Origin of the sequence: Arenicella sp. 4NH20-0111 (assembly GCF_040366405.1) — a bacterium.
GTDB lineage: Bacteria > Pseudomonadota > Gammaproteobacteria > Arenicellales > Arenicellaceae > Arenicella.
On the sequence record NZ_BAABWF010000007.1, the window covers coordinates 132,098 to 150,611 of the forward strand.

Consider the following 18,514-nt stretch of genomic DNA (forward strand, 5'->3'; position numbering starts at 1 on the left):
CGGCCCCCGCTATCGAGTGATAACGGGGGCCAAACGAAGGAGATTCAGATCAAGAGTTCTTGATTAGAACTTATAGCTAGCACCAACCAAATAGGTAGGGCCATATTTTTCATAATTGACTATCTGACGAGCGTCATCCTGTGTGTTGTAAGTCACAAACGGTTCATCATTTAGATTATTGCCTTGCAAATAAAACGTAAGACCTGCGTATCGGCCTTCTTGGATTTCATAACTTAGCTGCGCATCCACAATGGATTCCTCAGCTACGGTTCTGAACTCGCGACCGGCACCAAAACCTTGAATTTCGCCCAAGAAGTCCGAGCGATAACGTTGGCTGACACGCGCTGAGAAACCGCCAATTTCATAGAACAAAGTTGCATTCCATACTTTGTCCGACAAGCCAGGCAATGTGATCGTATCTTCGTCAGTAGGGTCAGCCTTAACAGCCGAATCCGTACTAGTGTAATTGATCGTTAAGCCCAATCCAGGTAGAGCCTCTGTGAACATTTCACTGGTCACGGTGAGAGCCGCTTCAAATCCATCAACCGACCCGCCTTCACCGTTAACTGGCCTATTCAGAAAACCCGTTGTTTGCACTGGTTGGAAGTTACCGATGGTACCCAACAATGGAGTGAAATCCACCTGCTCATTCGTATTAAAGACATAGCTGTCTAAGTCTTTGTAGAAATACGCCAAGGCGAAATATCCTGCACGGTCAGCAAAGTACCACTCGTAGGAAAGGTCTAACGAGTTAGCTAACCAAGGATCTAACTCAGGATTTCCGCCACTGCCTCCCCAAGGAGACATATTGGGATCCGTGGAGTTTACCAATTGAGGATTGAAACTGAACTGGCGACTCACGCGCATCTCGTCCATACGAGGGCGAGCCATGGTCCGAGCAAGCCCAAGTTTCAAGTATTGATTGTCAGCGACGCTGTAGATCAAATTCAAACTGGGTAAAACTTCAGTGAATTTTTTGCCACCAACCAAAGGCGCCGCGATCGCAGCGTTTGCGCTGTCCGCACCTAATGCCCGTGATTCTTGGTCGGTCCGGATAACTTGAACCCCAAAATTACCAGCGAGTGATTTCCCAAAAAGCTCAGTATCCAATCCAACCTGGACGTAACCAGTCAACACATCTTCTTCGACAACCCAGCTTTTAATGGCAACATCGGCATTGGTATTGCGCAACAGTTGAAAACCACCTGAATTTAGAACGTCTCGAGGGTCATAGGTGGCCAAATTGCCAAGACCTAAAAAGCTCAAATCCGCCACTCCGCTTTGCGTTGGTAGCGCACCGGTTCTAACTGGGTTATCACGAGTATTGCCGGGTAAATCAAGAATAAATTCATCCGCTATCTTAGACTTTTCTCGATTTTTAAAATTCGCACCGATTTCGATTGAGCTAAATGGCCCATCCAAACTTCGCTCAGCACTAATCGTTATTTGATTCAAAGTGTCTTCAATTGAAGGTCTATTTAGGTACCCTACCTGTTGACCCTGTGGTGCACCCCCGCCCCAACCAAGTGGGTCGGTGAGCGAGAATTGAGATCGATCGCTGTAATTAATGTTGTTTCCGGAGAAGAACGCACCGCGTTCATTCACACGAAAATTAGCAACCCCAACGTAACCTTGGTCACTAGGTCCTAAGCCAGAATAGCTCTCTAAGATTTGGTCATCTCGATCGACGCTTGAATGACTTAAATCAACGGTAGCAGCCCATTGGTCATTAACTTGATACTCAAATTTATACCCAACGGCGAAAAGATCGGCATCTCGGCTCTCAACGTCGTTACGCACAACGTACTTTACGCCCGTGTAAGTTCCATTATTTATGAACCCATCAGTCGCATTGAAACCGGGTTGCAGCTGCGCACCAGACCATTGCAATCCACCTTCAACACCACGTAAAAGATCGGTTTCTTCAAACTTCGAATAATACAAATCAAACGTATGTGCAACACGATCTGTAGGCTGATATTCAACCACAGCCATCACAGCATCTCGTTCTAACGTTGATGTGCGCACCAATGAGTCATGGCCACCGAGCACTAAATTACCATCGACATCAGGGTAGCCCCAGCCTCGAAACTCAGTTCCTTGACTTGGGCTATTCAGGCTTGCAAAACCGACAGCAACGCCTAACGTATCGTCTAGAAATTTATCCACGTAGGTGGCATTCAGACGATACCCATCGTCATCACCATCAGAGTTAAGCGCTTCGTCGGAAACGATGTAACGCAAATTCAATGCCAATACACGCTCATTCTGAGAAAGAGGACGAATGCTTTGAAGGTCTGACGTTCCAGCTAAGCCCTGCCCTAACAGTGACGCATCTGGTGTTTTGTAAACTACGACGCCACTCAATAACTCGGAAGGGTATTGATCAAACTCAACACCGCGGTTATCGCCGACGGACACTTGTTCTCTGCCATTGAATAATGCCGTTGAAAAATCAGGCGACAGCCCACGAACTGAAATTACTTGACCACGACCATTCAACCGTTGAGCGGCTAAGCCAGGCAAACGTGCCAATGACTCCGCAATACTGACATCAGGTAATTTACCGATGTCTTCAGCCGTAACCACTTCGATAATTTGTTGTGAATCTTCTTTTAATGCAAACGAATTTTGCAGGCTACGACGGTAGCCCTTAACGACCACTTCATCCAGCTCGCCACTTTCAGATACAACATTGCTTTGTGCGTTTACAACAGCAGGAGCCGAAGCCATCAAAGCTGCCGCCACACCTAGAGCAACGCTGGTCGCACGGAAACGCTTCTTGGTCGCTTCTGCTTGAACATGAGTTATGTGATTTTTCATCATCTTCCTCTCGACAGGGTTTAATAATTATGAGGACTACATGCTATTTCATGGGGATATATCAAAGGAAGCCGTTACATACGTATTCATAATACTCGATTCAGAATGCATACGTATTCAACTGTTTTACGACTCCAAATTTTCATCAACTAGCACTAACATCAAGTGACAGCGGGGAGCCTTTGCTATTCAAAAACCACCTAACACATTGTTTTAGAACAATTTATAGGCTTTTGAGCTCACATTTCAATGACTGTAATGCGAAAGTTAGATGCAATTTTTAGCACGACTTAAACGCAACAATAATTGGAAAGACTAACCTCGCATACATAAAAGACATGTAATTATATATATAAGTAGCGCAGATATTTCTTGCTCGCCATCAATAGTCGAAATCGTATTTCATGATTTAGATCTATTAGGGTGTCACTGGCTTAACGCCAAAAACGAATGAGAATGGATGGGCTACGCAATAAAGAAGCTGTTATCGTGACTGAATTATCAAAAGTAGCAATTAAGCTTGATGCAAAGCAAAGCACCGAAACTCTGTATATTGGCGAGAACAGCCAATGGTGGCGTGGTGCCGTCATATATCAGGTCTACCCAAGAAGCTTTTGCGACACCAATGGGGATGGAATCGGCGACATTCGGGGCGTAATCAAGAAACTGGATTACATTGAGTCTTTAGGAGTCGATGCTTTATGGTTATCTCCATTTTTCAAGTCACCGATGAAAGACTTCGGTTACGACATAAGTGACTATCGAGACGTAGACCCAATATTTGGCACCTTAGAAGACTTCGATGAATTAGTGGCTCAAAGTAAGTCTAAAGGGATTCGAATAATGATTGATCAAGTGTTGAGTCACACATCAGACCAACACGCATGGTTCACAGAAAGTCGCCAGTCAAAAACTAACCCCAAGGCCGACTGGTATGTGTGGGCGGACGCGGATAGTGACGGAAATCCGCCTAATAATTGGATTTCAATTTTTGGTGGTGGCGCATGGGAGTGGGATGAAGGCCGTCAGCAATTCTACTTTCATAACTTTCTCCGATCTCAGCCCGACCTAAATTATCACTGCCCGCAAGTCAGAGCACAAATACTAGAAGAGATGGAGTTTTGGCTAAAGCGCGGAGTGGACGGATTTAGGCTGGACGCCATCAATTTTTGCTACCATGACAGCCAATTAAGAGACAACCCGTTCAAGCCTGAGAAGGAGCGCACCGGACGAGGTTTTTCTTCCGACAACCCATACGCAGCTCAATATCATCTCTACGATAATACACAAGAGGAAAATCTAGAGTTCATGGAATCGATTCGAGAATTGCTGGATCGATATGATGGGTCTGTCGCTCTCGGAGAAATAAATTCAGAGACCTCTCTCAAAACCTTAGCTGAGTACACACAAGGCAATAAACGCCTACAGATGGGCTACAACTTTGAACTCTTAGCCGATGAATTTTCGTCGAACCATATCAAAAACACGGTAAACGAACTCGAAGCCGTTATCGGAGAAGGCTGGCCTTGTTGGGCAGTAAGCAATCATGATGTCACGAGAGTGGTAACTCGTTGGGGCACTGGAGAGCATCGTAACGAGTTTGCCAAAATGATATTGGCAATGGCGGCATCCTTGCGCGGCACACTTTGCGTGTACCAGGGAGAAGAACTGGGTTACACCGAGTCTCCAATCGAGCAACATCAACTACAAGACCCATTTGGCATCGAGTTTTGGCCCGAGTTTAAAGGCAGAGATGGCTGTCGTACCCCTATTGCTTGGAATCGCGATGAGCCTCTCGCTGGATTTTCAGATAAAGCGTCATGGCTGCCAGTCGCGAAATGTCATATCGATAATTGCGTTGAGGTGCAGGACGCTAATCCTGATTCTGTCTTGAACTTTTACAGAACCTTTCTCGCGTGGAGGAAAGGTGAGCAGACCTTATTGGTTGGTGACATAGAATTTGTCGATGCCCCTGAACAACTATTGGTTTTCAAGCGCACGCACAATGCCCAGACCACCCTGGCTATTTACAATCTTAGTGACCAACCACTCGTCTGGCGCTGCAATAGTAATATTAAACCTCTGCCGTCCAGTCCTTCTCAAGGGGTCGAGAATCTTAATGGCGAGTTAACGGTTTCTAAATTTGGTTTTGGATACTTTTCTATTTGAAGTTACGCTTATCTCACAAAGACAAGCCTTCGACTCGCATCGATTCGAAGGCGTTTTGGATAGCTAACTAATGTCATATGTTTGCACTCAGCCTACCAACAATGTCTTGCTGGCAGTGATGCAACTTTAGTCGATACTTAGCTTAGCCCCAATGAAAAATATCCGAACGAGTTAAGACAGGAGAAACCTAAGTGAACCTTCTTGAAATAAAATAGCATCCTTGCTAACAACACGTCCATTCCACGAAAAACGGTCTATTTAGTTCTTATCTAACTAAATACCTGTATTTGAGAGCCCATATTGGGGAGCCCGTATTGGGGGCCCCGCAAACAACTTAATCGACCAAGTAAGAGCCTACCAACAAGCGCTCTCCAAGCTCAACTAACTGGCTTTTTGCAATTCAACAGCAGACCCTAGCTCAAGCATGCGCGCAGCGGTATCAATCATACGGTTAGAAAAACCCCATTCATTGTCATACCAAGCCAAAATTTTAACCATGTCACCAAACACACGGGTCTGTGTAATGTCGGCGATGCTAGACGCTGAGTTATGATTAAAATCGCTTGAAACTAAAGGCAACGTGTTTACCTTGAACACGCCTTTATCAGCAGAGGCCTCAGCAGCTCGCGTCAAGATGTCATTCACCTCTTCAACCGAAGTCTCACGCCCGACGGTTACCGTTAAGTCTAATAAAGAAACATTCAATGTTGGAACACGAACAGACAAGCCATCCAGCTTGCCATCTAACTCAGGAACCACCAAACCAATGGCCGCCGCCGCACCTGTCTTTGAAGGAATCATCGAATGAGCCGCAGCACGTGCTCGGCGTAAATCGGTATGATAGACATCGTTAAGGCGCTGATCATTGGTATAGGCATGGACTGTATTAGCAAGCCCCTTTTCAATACCCAGTGAGTCATGCAATGCTTTAGCGATAGGAGCCAGGCAGTTTGTAGTGCAGGACGCATTCGACACCAAACGGTCATTAGCACTCAAAACATCGTCATTAACACCAAATACCACTGTCGCATCCAAGCCCTTTCCTGGGGCCGAGACTAACACCTTGCCAGCGCCGGCATCCAAATGAGCTTGCGCGCCATCTCGAGTTGTAAAAAAACCAGTACACTCGAGCACCAAGTCTACACCCAACTCTTTCCACGGCAGCTCAGCAGGATTACGCTCTGCTAATACCTTGATGCGATCACCAGCAACGACTAAATCATCACCGTCGACTGTTACTTGCTCGGCAAATTCACCATGCACGGTATCGTACTTAAGGAGGTGCGCGTTAATCGCAGCCTCACCAAGATCATTAATTGCCACTACTTTAATGTCTGCGTGTTTCTGATACTCATACATAGCACGTAGTACATTGCGGCCAATCCGACCAAAACCATTAATAGCGATTTTATACATATCTCACCTAAAGAAAATCCGTCTTGCTTGCACTCTGTGTGAGTCACAAACACGTAGTTTAATTACAAGAACAGTGATTACTGGCCTTAATAACAGCACCCAACGAGTGCGTCGATCGAGATGAAGATTTCATCTCTGATCTTTAATTCAAGCTAAACTTTAACACAAAATGTAACTAAATTACAATTTAAAGGAAGCATTGTCTTCTTAATGTAATCTTACTACAGAGAAAGGCATTAATTATCATATATATAATATATTGAATTGAAATGTGAATCCAAACAAAAGCGCTTTTTTATTTATCAAAACTTGGTTTGTCGTTTATTATTGAAAGAAGATTACAAAAAACGACTTGAACTCAGCTTCGAGCAAAGATTGAACCAATTAATTCGTCGCCAAAGTGTCAGCATCGGACCTTCGGCTTCGAGCAAGGCTATTCGTCACGAGTAAGTGTCAGTGGCAAACAGGATATTTTGATATGCATGCTAAAGCATCATTACTACAGTTAATGCAGAGCGACACCATTCGCCTAAGCAAATCGGATAAAAAGCTATCTGCAATAATTTTGGCTGACCCGGCATCCGTAATTCATCAATCCATCGCGTTACTGGCATCAACCGCTGAGGTCAGTGAACCCACCGTTAACCGGTTTTGCCATAAACTTGGCTGTGATGGGTATCCTGATTTCAAGCTGCGTTTAGCACAAGAGATTTCATCAAATGGGCAGCTCTTTGTCGAAAACCTCACCCAAGGTGATGACAGTACGATGGTGATCCAAAAGATCATGGGGTCAATTCAGGGCAGCATTCAGTCTCTCGCGAACAGCATTGATCCAGAATCTCTAGACAAGGCCGCTGATTCCATCGCTCACTGTAAGTCTGTGAACTTTTTCGGCATGGGCGCATCCAGCTCTGTCGCGCTAGATGCGCAACACAAATTCTTTCGATTCGGAATGCCAGTCAGTTCTCACACAGACTTTATAAATCAAAGAATGATGTGTTCCATGCTAGAGTCTGACGACGTTGCGGTGTTTATTTCCTATACAGGGCGCACCGACGCGATGATCGTAAACGCGGAAATAGCACAAGATCGAGGAGCTAAACTGATAGGAATCACTTCCAATGGCTCTATATTATCGAATCAATGCGATATCGTATTGAATGCCGTTACCGCTGAAGACACAGACCTGTTCACCCCAATGACCTCAAGGATTATTCATTTGGCTGTGATTGACATGCTTGCGACTAGCGTCGCACTGAAGCTGGGCACATCAGTGGAAGACAATATTAAATCAATAAAGAAAAACCTAGCATCGACCCGTACTGATCGGTTCTAATAGCGCTCATTTGAGTGTCAAAAGATGAGCCTTTCAAACATCCGTATTGTATTAGTTCGTACGTTTCACCCAGGCAATATAGGGTCTGCTGCCAGATCAATGAAAACCATGGGGCTCAATAGTTTACATCTAGTAAACCCTAAAGAATTCCCATCGCCTGAAGCCAATAAGATGGCAGCTGGTGCTCTTGATGTTCTTGAAAATGCTCGAGTTTACGACAGCTTGGAGGAAGCCATAGCAGAGTGCACGGTTGTTGTCGCTTGTACGGCCAGACCACGCGGATACGATCTTCCCACGCTCTTGCCAGCAGAAGCAGCCGTCAGTCTAAACAGCGCGGCGCAATCCTCTCCTGTCGCGGTAATATTTGGGCCAGAGCGCATGGGTTTACATAATGACGATATTCGGCTAGCAAAATACCGCCTGACAATTCCAGCTAATCCCGATTACAGTTCGTTGAATATGGCCGCAGCGGTTCAAACTTTGAGCTATGAAATTTTCAAAACCGCGCAAACCGTGACGGCGCCTATAGCGCCGATGAGAGACCTCCCTTCATCTGAAAACATGGAGCGACTTTATAGTCACCTCGAAACAGTTCTAAAAGAAATCAGCTTTCTTCGACCGCATCAGGGTGAAACCATGCAACGCATTCGGCAATTGGTGACGCGCGCCGAGCCAGACAACTTGGAACTCAATATTTTGCGCGGTATTTTGAGCGCGATCGAACGTTACGCAAAAAAAGATTAAGCCAATCTCATGTCTAAATACGACAATTTTATGCAGACGTCGTAAGTGGTCACCAGGTTCTCTAAAAAGCGACATTAATATCACCCGTATGGGGGATGATGAATTATCAAGACCTCGCTATTATATTGGCAGTTGAATTCAAGTTGCTAAACTCGAATTCTCAAACAACAAAAACCAACCTAACCACCCTGTCATGACGACCATCTAACGTGACAAACACCTTCATATAATCGGGGAGAACCATGAAAAAGATCGGCATTATTTGTTCTGCAATTCTAATCAGTTTACTCAGCAACATAGCCACGGCGGCTGAAAAACCAACCATGGCAGTGTTGGACTTTCGCAATACGACAGGCGCCTATTGGTGGGGTTCAAATGTCGGTAGAGAGCTTGGTGGAATGCTGACTAATGAACTCGCAAGTGGTAAAAAATTCAGGATGATCGAGCGTGAAAAGCTCGCCTCAGTTCTGGGCGAACAAGACCTTGCCGCCTCCGGTCGCGTCAGTGGAAGTAAAGCCGCGAAAATGGGGAAAATGGTTGGGGCACAATATTTGGTCACGGCCACAGTAAGTTCTTTCGAATCGAATGTAAACAGCACCGGCGGCGGCCTTTCTTTTAAAGGTGTCTCGCTGGGTGGAAAACGCAAAAAAGCCTACATCGCGGTTGACCTGCGAGTTGTAGATTCTTCCACAGGAGAGATCGTTGAAACTCGCACGGTTGAGGCGCGCTCAGGTGGATTAGGCCTTAGTGTTGGCTTGAATCGAGGTGGCTTTGGCGGCTCTTTGGCGAACGAAAAGAAAACACCAGCAGGTAAAGCAATTCGAGCCGTTGTCGCCGAAATTTCAAACTACCTAGAATGCTCAATGGTAAAACGAAACAAATGTCTAGATAAATTTGAAGCAAAGGAACGCAAACGCAGAGAAGGACTAAGCAAAGGTATTTCTCTGGACTAGAAGTAAGCGCTTAACAACGCCTATCAAGGCTCGAGCCGATAACGGTTCGAGCCTTTTTGCATTATTAGATCTTTGTTTCTACCCGTATTGCTTGCGTATTTTAGCTTCGTGCTTAGGATCAATATTCACTTTATCAAGATCCCCGTTGATGTGAGGCACATTCAGTACACGCTCGTTCATCACCCTAAACCACAATGGAGGAATGTATGCCAGCACGTACATCCCGAAGTAGCTGGTAGGTAATTCAGGCAATGACTCCAAACTACGCAAACTCTGATAGCTTCTGGACGGGTTCGCATGATGGTCAGAGTGCCTCTGAAGTTGAAAAAGCAACAAGTTACTGACGTAATGGTTTGCGTTCCATGAGTGATGCGGTTGGCAACGCTCATATCGGCCATTCGATTTCTTCTCTCTCAGTAAACCATAGTGTTCTATGTAATTTGCGCTCGTTAACTGAAACCATCCGAAGAAATTATGCACTAGAAAGAACGGAATCAAAATCCAGCCAAACAAAATAATAAGACCGCCTTGTAGAACCAGTGTCATCAAATAGGATTGCAAGATATGATTGTCTAAACTCCATACTTTTTGATTGCGTTTCTTTAAACGCTTAGACTCTTCTAACCAACCTCGCTTAGCCGCCCCCGGAATTTCCCGTAATATAAACCGGTAGATCGATTCCCCCATTCGCGAGCTAGCTGGATCCAATGGCGTTGCCACGTCTCGATGATGCCCGACATTGTGCTCAATGCAAAAGTGCCCGTACCCTGTTACCGCTAACGCGACACGTGAAAGAAACCGCTCTGCTTTTGTGTTTTTATGCCCAATTTCATGCGCCGTATTAATGCTCAACCCGCTGTACATTCCCATTACGGCAGCGAAAGCAAGCACAAAAACAATTCCGATATCTTGCGTTCCCACCAGCCAAGCACTCGCTACCAAAGCAATCACGTGCGCAGGAATGCATAACCTTAACAAGGTATTGTAATGAGGGTCGGCTTCAAGCTTGGCAACTAACTCTTCAGGCGGGTTATTCTTATCGGTCCCCACTAGAAGATCCAATACAGGCAGTAATAGATAAGTGACGAACAAAGGCGCAATCAAGACCCAAGGGGTTTCATACTCTAGGTAAATGGCGATAACTGGTAACGGCATCATTATAAATAGAATGACCAACGACCAAAGCCATCGTTTGGATTCACGATACTCGATAAGCCCCTTATCAGAATGATTGACGGTGTAAAGCATGGATCTCTGCCTGTGATTAAATTCTCATGCAATCACTATAAACGCCGTTCTCAACTCCCCAAATTCAATAACTGACAAATTTATTGTCATTAATTGCCAATTACTGATTCGCGAGGTACTCTCTAATTAATGAGTTCAAACGACTACGTCATTGCCACAACCTATCTGCGCCTGTTATTAAACGAGCCTGAGCTCAAGGCCGTGCTCGAAGACACGTTTGGACCAAGGTACACCGAACTATTTGGCGCAGAGTACCTAACTGGCTCACAGCTTCAACCTGTGTTCGAGGCATTCTCCAACGCCGGGTTAGACTCTTGGGTAATAAAGTTCGGAGGTCAGTTAGGTAGTGAAACTCATGGCCCCCTGGGGTTTGCGGTACTCAGCGCTCCGCATCTTAAGGCCGCTCTCAAAGTCCTAACTAACTATTCCGGCATCCGTTCCACTGCGTACAGAAGCGAACTACTTGAACGTGATCAGCGGCTGGTTGTCACCGCCATCGATAATACTCAATCTGACCTCGCGGGGCGGTGGTTAATTGAAGCGGGAATTAGGATCACCAAACGATTGGTCGAAAATATCATGACCCACTCTTGTGGAGACCATGCAAGGATTCGTTTCGCTTACCCTAGCCCCTCTTACGCTAAAAAGCTCGACGAGTATTATGGCGTTACTTGCGAATACGGAGCTGACGAAAACTCATTCAGTATTCCAGCGTCTTGGGGGCAAATTGCCTCACCTCTTTCTGACCCAGGCACTTACCGAACCAATCTGGCTAAATGCCAACAACTCAAACAAGCCCAACACCAAAATTTGAGCCCACTAGAAACGGTGCAATTTCGCTTTGATCAATTTTTTAACGAATGCCATGCTGGAACCTGTCAACCCAAGGAGCTGCCTCGTCTAGAATGCCTCGCTAACGAATTAGCTCTTAGCCCTCGGACGTTTGCTAGAAGGTTGCATGATCAGGACAGTTCTTACAAAAAAGCTCTCGAACAAGCTCGTCGTAAGCAAGCAACAGATTTGCTACTCAATACTCACCTTAACATCGCCGACATTGCGTATTATCTCGGCTACCAAGAAACCGCCAACTTTGTGCGAGCGTTTAAGGTTTGGTTCAAAATAACGCCAACATGCTGGCGAAAACTTTCAAATAAAACAACAAGATACCATGACTGACACCTTTGAATTAGACAACAAAAAACTGGCGCAATATCTAGCCCAACACATACCAGACTTCGAAGGACCACTGAAAAGCAAAAAGTTTGCAGGCGGTCAATCAAACCCCACTTACCTACTTACTACACCCACTCTGAGTTATGTACTGCGTAGAAAGCCCCCCGGTAAATTGCTCCCTGGCGCGCACGCGGTTGACCGGGAATTCAAAGTCTTATCAGCACTCGCCAATTCAAATGTCCCCGTGGCCGCCGCGCTGCATTTGTGCGACGACGACGAAATCATAGGAAGCATGTTCTACGTTATGGAGCACATGGATGGTCGAGTACTTTGGGAACCGACCTTACCCGAGAGCACCCCGCAAGAACGAACTCAAATCTATCAGGAAATGAATCGCGTTTTAGCCGAGTTACACAAAGTAGATATTAACGCGGTCGGTCTGGGCGATTTTGGCAAAAAAGGGTCTTACTTCGAACGACAAATCCGCACTTGGACTAAACAATACCGAGCAGCAGAAACCAGTCAAATCGCCGACATGGACGCACTCATAGATTGGCTACCAACACACACGCCCGCAGACGATGGCAAAGTCTCGATATCTCATGGAGACTACAGGATCGACAACATGATGTTTCATAATGAGCGCAACGAGGTCATCGCCCTTTTAGATTGGGAACTCTCCACGATAGGTCACCCGTACGCGGATTTAGCGTATCAGTGTATGCAATACCACATGCCAGGCGGAGCAGGGTTACCTGGTTTAGCTGGTGCCAACTTAACTGAACTCGGAATTCCCAGTGAAAAAGAGTACGTTCAAACGTACTGCGAACGAATGGGCTACGACACCATCGGTAATTGGAATTTCTATCTGGCGTTCAGTCTCTTTAGACTTGCTGCGATCTGCCAAGGAATCGAAAAACGAAGACAAATGGGCACTGCTTCGAGTGCAAAAGCCGCTGAATATGGCGCCAAAGTAAAAGTATTAGCAAAAATCGCAATAGACCTTATTTAAGGTAATTGAAACCATAAATTGTAGGAAACACAATGTCAGAATTATTTTCGCCCTATTCTCTGGGCAACCTTGAACTTGCCAACCGTGTGGTAATGGCCCCTATGACCCGCAGCATGTCGCCCGGCAACGTTCCTAATGACGATGTAGTCGAATATTATCGAAGCCGAGCCGCTGGCGGCGTTGGTTTAATCATTACTGAAGGCACGTGCGTCGGACACAAAGCCGCAAGTGGTTACCCCAATGTGCCTTTTGTCGCTGGTGAAGAGGCTTTAGCTGGCTGGAAGAAGGTCATCGACGCAGTTCATGCTGAAGGTGGAAAAATTGCTCCGCAATTGTGGCACGTAGGCGGCATACGTAAACCTGGCGTGGAACCCGGCGGCGATACTCCTGGTTACAGCCCATCAGGAATGGCCTTTCCGGGCAAGGTTACTGGGCACGCGATGAGCAAAAAAGACATAGAGGAAGCCGTTGAGTCCTTTGTACAAGCCGCCGTCGATTCCGAAAAAATTGGATTTGATGCCATCGAACTGCATGGTGCCCACGGATACCTTTTAGATCAATTTTTTTGGGAGGGAACCAATGCTCGTGATGATGAGTATGGAGGCAGCCTCGAAAACAGAGTTCGATTTGCCTGTGAAATTGTGCGTGGAATACGTGCTCGTGTCAGTCCCGACTTTCCGATTATTTTTCGATTCTCTCAATGGAAGCAACAAGACTATAGCGCTCGGTTAGCCGAGTCACCTGAACAGTTGGGGGAGTTTCTATCCCATTTAGTTGACGCTGGGGTCGACATATTCCACTGCTCTCAAAGGCGTTTTTGGGAGGCTGAATTTGAAGGCAGCGACCTAAACCTGGCAGGGTGGAGTAAAAAACTCACCGGCAAAGACTCTATTACGGTTGGTTCCGTCAGTCTAAACGCTGATTTCTTACCTGAAGGCGGTGAAACAACGTTTAAAGATGGAGAAATTGCCAGTCTCGACGGTCTGTTGAAAATGTTAAATAATGATGAGTTTGATTTAGTCGCCGTCGGAAGAGCGTTGATTGCCAATCCAGATTGGGCAAACCGCGTTAAGGCTGGAGAACTCACCAGTCTAACGGCATTTGATAAACGTATGCTAATGAGCTTAAACGGATAGAAATTAGACAGTTGTATCAAAGAGCCCAATTAGAAAGCGAGTTCTAATTGGGCTGAGTTTCTGGCCCTTTTAATCATGCATCTATTCGTTTTAAGATAGAATGAGTTTGATTAAGAGACTATTCATCGAGTTCATTTGCGCGCTAGATCTCGATATATTGGTAATTAACAAAGGCAGAACTTATGAAACGAGTAGTTTTTAACCGTAAGGGTGGCGTAGGAAAGTCGACGATAACCTGTAACCTAGCAGCCATTGCCGCAAGCAAGGGCAAAAATGTTCTGGTTGTCGATCTCGATCCTCAGGCCAACACCACATCCTATTTAGGCCATGACGGCAAGGATAATGTGGTGGGTATCGCCGAATTTATGGAATCGACGATCTCTCGTAATTACCGTGATTTCACCTCTGAAGATTACATCCGAAAAACGCAATTCGAAAATCTGTCGTTGATCTCTGCAAGTTATACCCTAGTCGACCTAGAAGCAAAGTTAGAGGCAAAACATAAGATCTACAAACTTCGTGATTTTTTAAATAACCTTCATGAAGAATTTGACGAGATATACATCGATACTCCCCCTGCCTTAAATTTCTTTACACTGTCAGCATTGATCGCGGCAGATCGCTGTCTCCTACCTTACGATTGCGATGTATTCGCTCGTGATGCCATGATTGATCTTATGGATGAATTAGAAGAAATAGTAGAAGACCATAACCCAAGGCTTGAAATCGAAGGTGTAATAGTTAATCAATTTCAGGCGCGCGCCAAATTACCACAATTAGCGGTAGAGGAATTAGCTAAATCAAAGTTCAATCTGATAGAGCCTTTTATTTCCTCATCCGTCAAAGTTAAGGAATCTCATGCACAACACACGCCTCTGATTTTCCTCGATGCCAAACACAAAATCACCTTGGAGTTTATTGAACTCTATTCGGCGATAAGCAAAATATAATAAAGAAAATTTACCCACGGTAACACCCGGGGCCAACATAACATCGCTATCCGTTCAACTCTTGTTAAAGAGGATAAAGCGAGGAAAAACAACATGATAATTAGTATGTCTAGAGCACTAGAACGTAAAATGGCGGAAGCCGAAAACTACGAACAATGGAAAGAGGCTGCTATTGCGCATGACGAGCGCAGCGGGGCAGCCTCATGGAAACAAAACATTAAAAGTCGGCGATACGATTATGCGGCTATTCAACGTAGGCTTGAGATCTTGAAAGCCATGCGTCGAGATAACGACAACCATGGCTTGCTCTTTACACTCAATGAAGGCATCCATGGAAACTTAGGGGGCATGGGCAGCTCTTCACTCTACCAACGAGCCAAGTTTGGAACGAAACAACTTATCGTTGATTATGTTGACGAAGTATCCTCCGCACTCGAGCACATCGGCAAGCCAAAGGTGAAAGGAATTTCAACCGCTGAAAAAGTCGATTTTTTCCATCGAGCCCATTTGTGTTTTGGACAATCGGCTCTGATGTTCAGCGGCTCCGGAACCTTTTTGTTTTTCCACGTGGGCGTTTTCAAAGCGCTTTGGGAACAAAATCTCATTCCAGACGTAATTTCAGGCTCCAGTGGCGGCGCGTTGATCGCCGCGGTAGCCGGATCACGAGCACCAGAAGCCCTTGGTGAGATATTCGAACCCGAGTTTTTAGAGTTTGAAGATGATATTAAATCCATTGTCCGTAACCTTGCGCCGGGTAAAAAACGAAACCTCCGCAAGCAAGACCTAATTCGAATCATAGAACGAATAATCCCAGACGTTACGTTTCAAGAGGCATATCAAATCTCTGGATTGAATATCAATATTTCAATTACTCCATCAGAGACACACCAAAAGTCTCGCTTGTTGAATGCCATCACATCACCCAATGTGATGCTGCGCGAAGCTGTATTAGCTTCCTGTTGTATTCCAGGGGTATTCCCGCCAGTCTCTTTAGCGGCGAAGAACGTACATGGTGAGCGAGTCCCATATTTGCCCTCGCGAAAATGGGTAGATGGCTCTTTAAGTGAAGACCTACCAATGAAACGACTTTCGAGGCTATATGGAGTGAATCACTTTATAGTGAGCCAAACCAATCCTCTTGCCTTACCCTTCATAAGCAATGAAAAGAGTAAACAAGGCATTTTAAACACCTTGGGACAAACAGCACTAAGCACCATGAAAGACTGGGGCCTAGCCGCAGCGCATTTGCTGCAACGTCCGATTTCAAAGGATGCCTATATCAACAAAGTTATCGACGGATATATATCTCTTGTTTCCCAAACCTACATTGGCGATATCAACATCCTACCGTCGAATCGCTTCCTGAGCCCAGCCAAAGTACTCGCTGCTCGCAACAGCGAAGAGGTAATGGCGCTTTTGTCCGAAGGTGAACGCCAAACCTGGCCCTTAATTGAGCGAATTAGAATCCAAACACATATAAGTAAAAGACTAAATCGGTTAGTTGAAGAACTCGACAACAGTGTGATCAAGTCCAAAAGGTCTGCGCAACCTAAACGACGTAACGGAGATAAAACGTTAAAAATAGTTGGTGAAAAATAACGTTTTCCTAAGACTAGTTCAAACGCAAAAAAGCCATGCTAAGCATGGCTTTTTTAGACTTTCTAATTAGGTAATTCTACTTTTTCCCGCGAAGCTTCTTACCTATTTCTTCCACTTTCTCAGCCGCTTCTCGAAGACGCACAGGAATATCAACAATACTTGATAATCCACCGCCGAAACGCGTTCGAAACTCTTCTACTCGTTCTTCAAGAGTCTCTTTATTTTTGCTCACTTGCCCTTCAATATCACTTTGAATATCCTGGCCTCGTTTAACTAGGTCACCAAAGACCTTTTGGCCTTCTTCGTTGATCTCTTCAACTCGGTCTTGAACATCTTCATAGCGTTCGGACAATTCCTCATACGCTTTTGAATACGCACCAAGGCCAGCTAACCATATGTTCTTGGCTAAGGCTTCGGCTTTATCACCCGTCTCATTTAGTCCTTCGAGATTGTCTTTAATAATGTCTTGAAGCTGCGCAATCCGATCTTCCACATTTTTGGCTTCAGTCTTTGCAGCCGTCTCAGCCTTCTTTTTAGCTGAAGACACTTTTTGATCTACTGTCTTTTTAGCTTTAGTGGCTGCTTTACTTGCCTTCTTCTTAACCGTTCCTGCTTTCTTTGTGGCCGTCTTTTTAGCTGCTGTAGCCGTCTTAGCAGCCGCTTTCTTAGTAGCTGTCGCTTTTTTTGCCACCTTCTTTTTAGCGACTACCGCTTTTTTCTTAGTCTCAGCGGCAGTGTCAGAAACGGCTTTCTTAACAGCAGGCTTAGCTTTAGTCACTTTTTTGGTGACCTTCTTGGTTGCCTTTTTAGCAACCTTTTTCACTTCAGTCTTAGCCGCGCTTTTTTCAGCCGCCGGTTTAGCTTGCGTTGCGGGCTTCGCTTCTGAAGCTGGCTTAATATCTGCTTGAGGAGTTGTCTTTGTATCTGCCATTTGGGCTCACCTAGAAAATAATTGTCACGTTTAGATGACATCAGTGTAGCGTTGAACTCTAGAATTTTCCCTCTAATTAGAATGCCTATTCTAATTGCACTTAAGACCCCCCAATCATCCCAGGTATTCGTCCAACACTTTATTCATCTCAGACTCCAATTGGGGTGCAAATGCTCTGGCCATCATGCCTAATTTGACATTCACTATCAGCTCATCTTCCTTTGGTTCAACCGTGGCCGTGACCCCTGCCGTATGACGATATGAATAGTTAACGCCGGCTGGCTGATAGCTTCCACCAAACTTATCCACCAATTTATTAAGCAGCTCCTCAGCCAAGGTTTGGCACTCTTCGCCACTCAGATCGTGTGCCCTACAAACTTGAATCTTACTCACAATATTTCTTATTTCCTGTCATTATCAATCATCTATAAATGGCAAAAAGTGCAAATACAGATGTTCCTCTATCGTTGCGTCTTGGCTCTCAATACCAAGCAGGTCATTGTAGCTTCCAAAATGGATAAGCGTGTATAAAAGGTTACCGGCAAGAAGTTTGGCGGCGTTACTAGAATCAGTCACTTTCGCCCGATCCATAACAAGCCCGACGAGACCGGTTATCGTCTGGCTTAGTAGAAAGAGTAACTTTTGAATAGAATCTCGTAAACTGTTGTAACGTTCGTGTAAACCCAGCAAGTCCTGACTAATAAACTTAAACTGCTGCAATATATCTGAGATAACACTTAATCCGGCCAGTGTTTCTTTGGTATCACCTCTCGCTTGCGAGGCTATTTCCTGTAGCGCGATCAGCGTCGTAGCATGAAATTGGGCATACAGCTCCTCAACGACCTCCTCCTTTCCTTTAAAGTGGTAATAGAGGTTCCCTGGGCTTATGTTCATTTCATGAGCCAGATCCACACTTGTTACAATACTCTCTCCCCGTTCGTTTAGTAGCACCAAAGCTACTTCTAGAATCAGGTCTCGTGTTCGCATTTTCGCCATGGATGCAGTTTACCAATACTTGGCAGTC

15 protein-coding genes are annotated in these 18,514 nt (G+C 45.3%); 9 read left to right on the forward strand and 6 right to left on the reverse strand.

The window, feature by feature from the left end:
- Positions 1–63: 63 nt before the first annotated feature.
- A complete protein-coding gene (locus ABWW54_RS14650) occupies positions 64–2,826 on the reverse strand; it encodes a TonB-dependent receptor (protein ID WP_353413252.1) in 2,763 nt (920 codons plus the stop codon).
- Between the two features lie 549 nt (positions 2,827–3,375).
- Here ABWW54_RS14650 and ABWW54_RS14655 point away from each other — a divergent pair.
- The gene (locus ABWW54_RS14655) at positions 3,376–4,992 is read left to right on the forward strand and encodes an alpha-glucosidase (RefSeq protein ID WP_353413491.1); all 1,617 of its coding nucleotides are present in this window, start codon (positions 3,376–3,378) and stop codon (positions 4,990–4,992) included.
- A gap of 381 nt (positions 4,993–5,373) precedes the next feature.
- Here ABWW54_RS14655 and gap read toward each other — a convergent pair whose 3' ends face one another.
- Positions 5,374–6,408, reverse strand: coding sequence for a type I glyceraldehyde-3-phosphate dehydrogenase (gene gap / locus ABWW54_RS14660; protein ID WP_353413254.1), 1,035 nt, complete (start codon positions 6,406–6,408; stop codon positions 5,374–5,376).
- 478 nt (positions 6,409–6,886) lie between these two features.
- On the opposite strand from gap, the gene hexR reads away from it, so the two are divergent.
- From hexR to ABWW54_RS14675, 3 genes are all read left to right on the forward strand, one after another.
- A complete protein-coding gene (gene hexR, locus ABWW54_RS14665; RefSeq protein ID WP_353413256.1) occupies positions 6,887–7,744 on the forward strand; it encodes a transcriptional regulator HexR in 858 nt (285 codons plus the stop codon).
- 24 nt (positions 7,745–7,768) lie between these two features.
- On the forward strand, positions 7,769–8,488 hold the full coding sequence (locus tag ABWW54_RS14670; RefSeq protein ID WP_353413258.1) for an RNA methyltransferase: 720 nt from the start codon (positions 7,769–7,771) through the stop codon (positions 8,486–8,488).
- A gap of 242 nt (positions 8,489–8,730) precedes the next feature.
- Positions 8,731–9,441 (forward strand): CsgG/HfaB family protein, encoded by a 711-nt coding sequence (locus ABWW54_RS14675; RefSeq protein WP_353413260.1) that lies wholly within the window; start codon positions 8,731–8,733, stop codon positions 9,439–9,441.
- Positions 9,442–9,519: 78 nt separating this feature from the next.
- On the opposite strand, the gene ABWW54_RS14680 is transcribed toward ABWW54_RS14675, so the two are convergent.
- On the reverse strand, positions 9,520–10,689 hold the full coding sequence (locus ABWW54_RS14680; RefSeq protein ID WP_353413262.1) for an alkane 1-monooxygenase: 1,170 nt from the start codon (positions 10,687–10,689) through the stop codon (positions 9,520–9,522).
- A gap of 129 nt (positions 10,690–10,818) precedes the next feature.
- Here ABWW54_RS14680 and ABWW54_RS14685 point away from each other — a divergent pair, with 129 nt between their 5' ends.
- From ABWW54_RS14685 to ABWW54_RS14705, 5 genes are all read left to right on the forward strand, one after another.
- Complete coding sequence (locus tag ABWW54_RS14685; protein WP_353413264.1) at positions 10,819–11,865, forward strand: AraC family transcriptional regulator; 1,047 nt, start codon at positions 10,819–10,821, stop codon at positions 11,863–11,865.
- A complete protein-coding gene (locus ABWW54_RS14690) occupies positions 11,858–12,874 on the forward strand; it encodes a phosphotransferase family protein (protein ID WP_353413266.1) in 1,017 nt (338 codons plus the stop codon). Before ABWW54_RS14685 ends, ABWW54_RS14690 begins: the two co-directional genes overlap by 8 nt.
- A gap of 32 nt (positions 12,875–12,906) precedes the next feature.
- Positions 12,907–14,010: an NADH:flavin oxidoreductase gene (locus ABWW54_RS14695; RefSeq protein WP_353413268.1), complete on the forward strand. Its 1,104-nt coding sequence runs from the start codon at positions 12,907–12,909 to the stop codon at positions 14,008–14,010.
- A gap of 182 nt (positions 14,011–14,192) precedes the next feature.
- Complete coding sequence (locus ABWW54_RS14700; RefSeq protein ID WP_353413270.1) at positions 14,193–14,960, forward strand: ParA family protein; 768 nt, start codon at positions 14,193–14,195, stop codon at positions 14,958–14,960.
- A gap of 105 nt (positions 14,961–15,065) precedes the next feature.
- Positions 15,066–16,559 (forward strand): DUF3336 domain-containing protein, encoded by a 1,494-nt coding sequence (locus ABWW54_RS14705; RefSeq protein WP_353413272.1) that lies wholly within the window; start codon positions 15,066–15,068, stop codon positions 16,557–16,559.
- A 76-nt stretch (positions 16,560–16,635) separates the two neighbouring features.
- On the opposite strand, the gene ABWW54_RS14710 is transcribed toward ABWW54_RS14705, so the two are convergent.
- The 3 genes from ABWW54_RS14710 to ABWW54_RS14720 all read right to left on the reverse strand — a co-directional run bounded on the left by ABWW54_RS14710 (position 16,636) and on the right by ABWW54_RS14720 (position 18,486).
- Positions 16,636–17,490, reverse strand: a complete 855-nt coding sequence (locus ABWW54_RS14710; protein WP_353413274.1) for a hypothetical protein — start codon at positions 17,488–17,490, stop codon at positions 16,636–16,638.
- 114 nt (positions 17,491–17,604) lie between these two features.
- Entirely contained in the window at positions 17,605–17,883 is a 279-nt protein-coding gene (locus ABWW54_RS14715) for a polyhydroxyalkanoic acid system family protein (RefSeq protein ID WP_353413276.1), read from the reverse strand.
- A gap of 24 nt (positions 17,884–17,907) precedes the next feature.
- Positions 17,908–18,486: a TetR/AcrR family transcriptional regulator gene (locus ABWW54_RS14720; protein WP_353413278.1), complete on the reverse strand. Its 579-nt coding sequence runs from the start codon at positions 18,484–18,486 to the stop codon at positions 17,908–17,910.
- Positions 18,487–18,514: the final 28 nt, after the last annotated feature.

Coding starts and splice junctions, on each gene's coding strand:
- ABWW54_RS14690 (WP_353413266.1), top strand. CDS start 11,858: ATGACTGACACCTTTGAATTAGACAACAAAAAACTGGCGCAATATCTA.
- ABWW54_RS14650 (WP_353413252.1), bottom strand. CDS start 2,826: ATGATGAAAAATCACATAACTCATGTTCAAGCAGAAGCGACCAAGAAG.
- ABWW54_RS14700 (WP_353413270.1), top strand. CDS start 14,193: ATGAAACGAGTAGTTTTTAACCGTAAGGGTGGCGTAGGAAAGTCGACG.
- gap (WP_353413254.1), bottom strand. CDS start 6,408: ATGTATAAAATCGCTATTAATGGTTTTGGTCGGATTGGCCGCAATGTA.
- ABWW54_RS14705 (WP_353413272.1), top strand. CDS start 15,066: ATGTCTAGAGCACTAGAACGTAAAATGGCGGAAGCCGAAAACTACGAA.
- ABWW54_RS14695 (WP_353413268.1), top strand. CDS start 12,907: ATGTCAGAATTATTTTCGCCCTATTCTCTGGGCAACCTTGAACTTGCC.
- ABWW54_RS14710 (WP_353413274.1), bottom strand. CDS start 17,490: ATGGCAGATACAAAGACAACTCCTCAAGCAGATATTAAGCCAGCTTCA.
- ABWW54_RS14675 (WP_353413260.1), top strand. CDS start 8,731: ATGAAAAAGATCGGCATTATTTGTTCTGCAATTCTAATCAGTTTACTC.
- hexR (WP_353413256.1), top strand. CDS start 6,887: ATGCATGCTAAAGCATCATTACTACAGTTAATGCAGAGCGACACCATT.
- ABWW54_RS14685 (WP_353413264.1), top strand. CDS start 10,819: ATGAGTTCAAACGACTACGTCATTGCCACAACCTATCTGCGCCTGTTA.
- ABWW54_RS14670 (WP_353413258.1), top strand. CDS start 7,769: ATGAGCCTTTCAAACATCCGTATTGTATTAGTTCGTACGTTTCACCCA.
- ABWW54_RS14680 (WP_353413262.1), bottom strand. CDS start 10,689: ATGCTTTACACCGTCAATCATTCTGATAAGGGGCTTATCGAGTATCGT.
- ABWW54_RS14720 (WP_353413278.1), bottom strand. CDS start 18,486: ATGGCGAAAATGCGAACACGAGACCTGATTCTAGAAGTAGCTTTGGTG.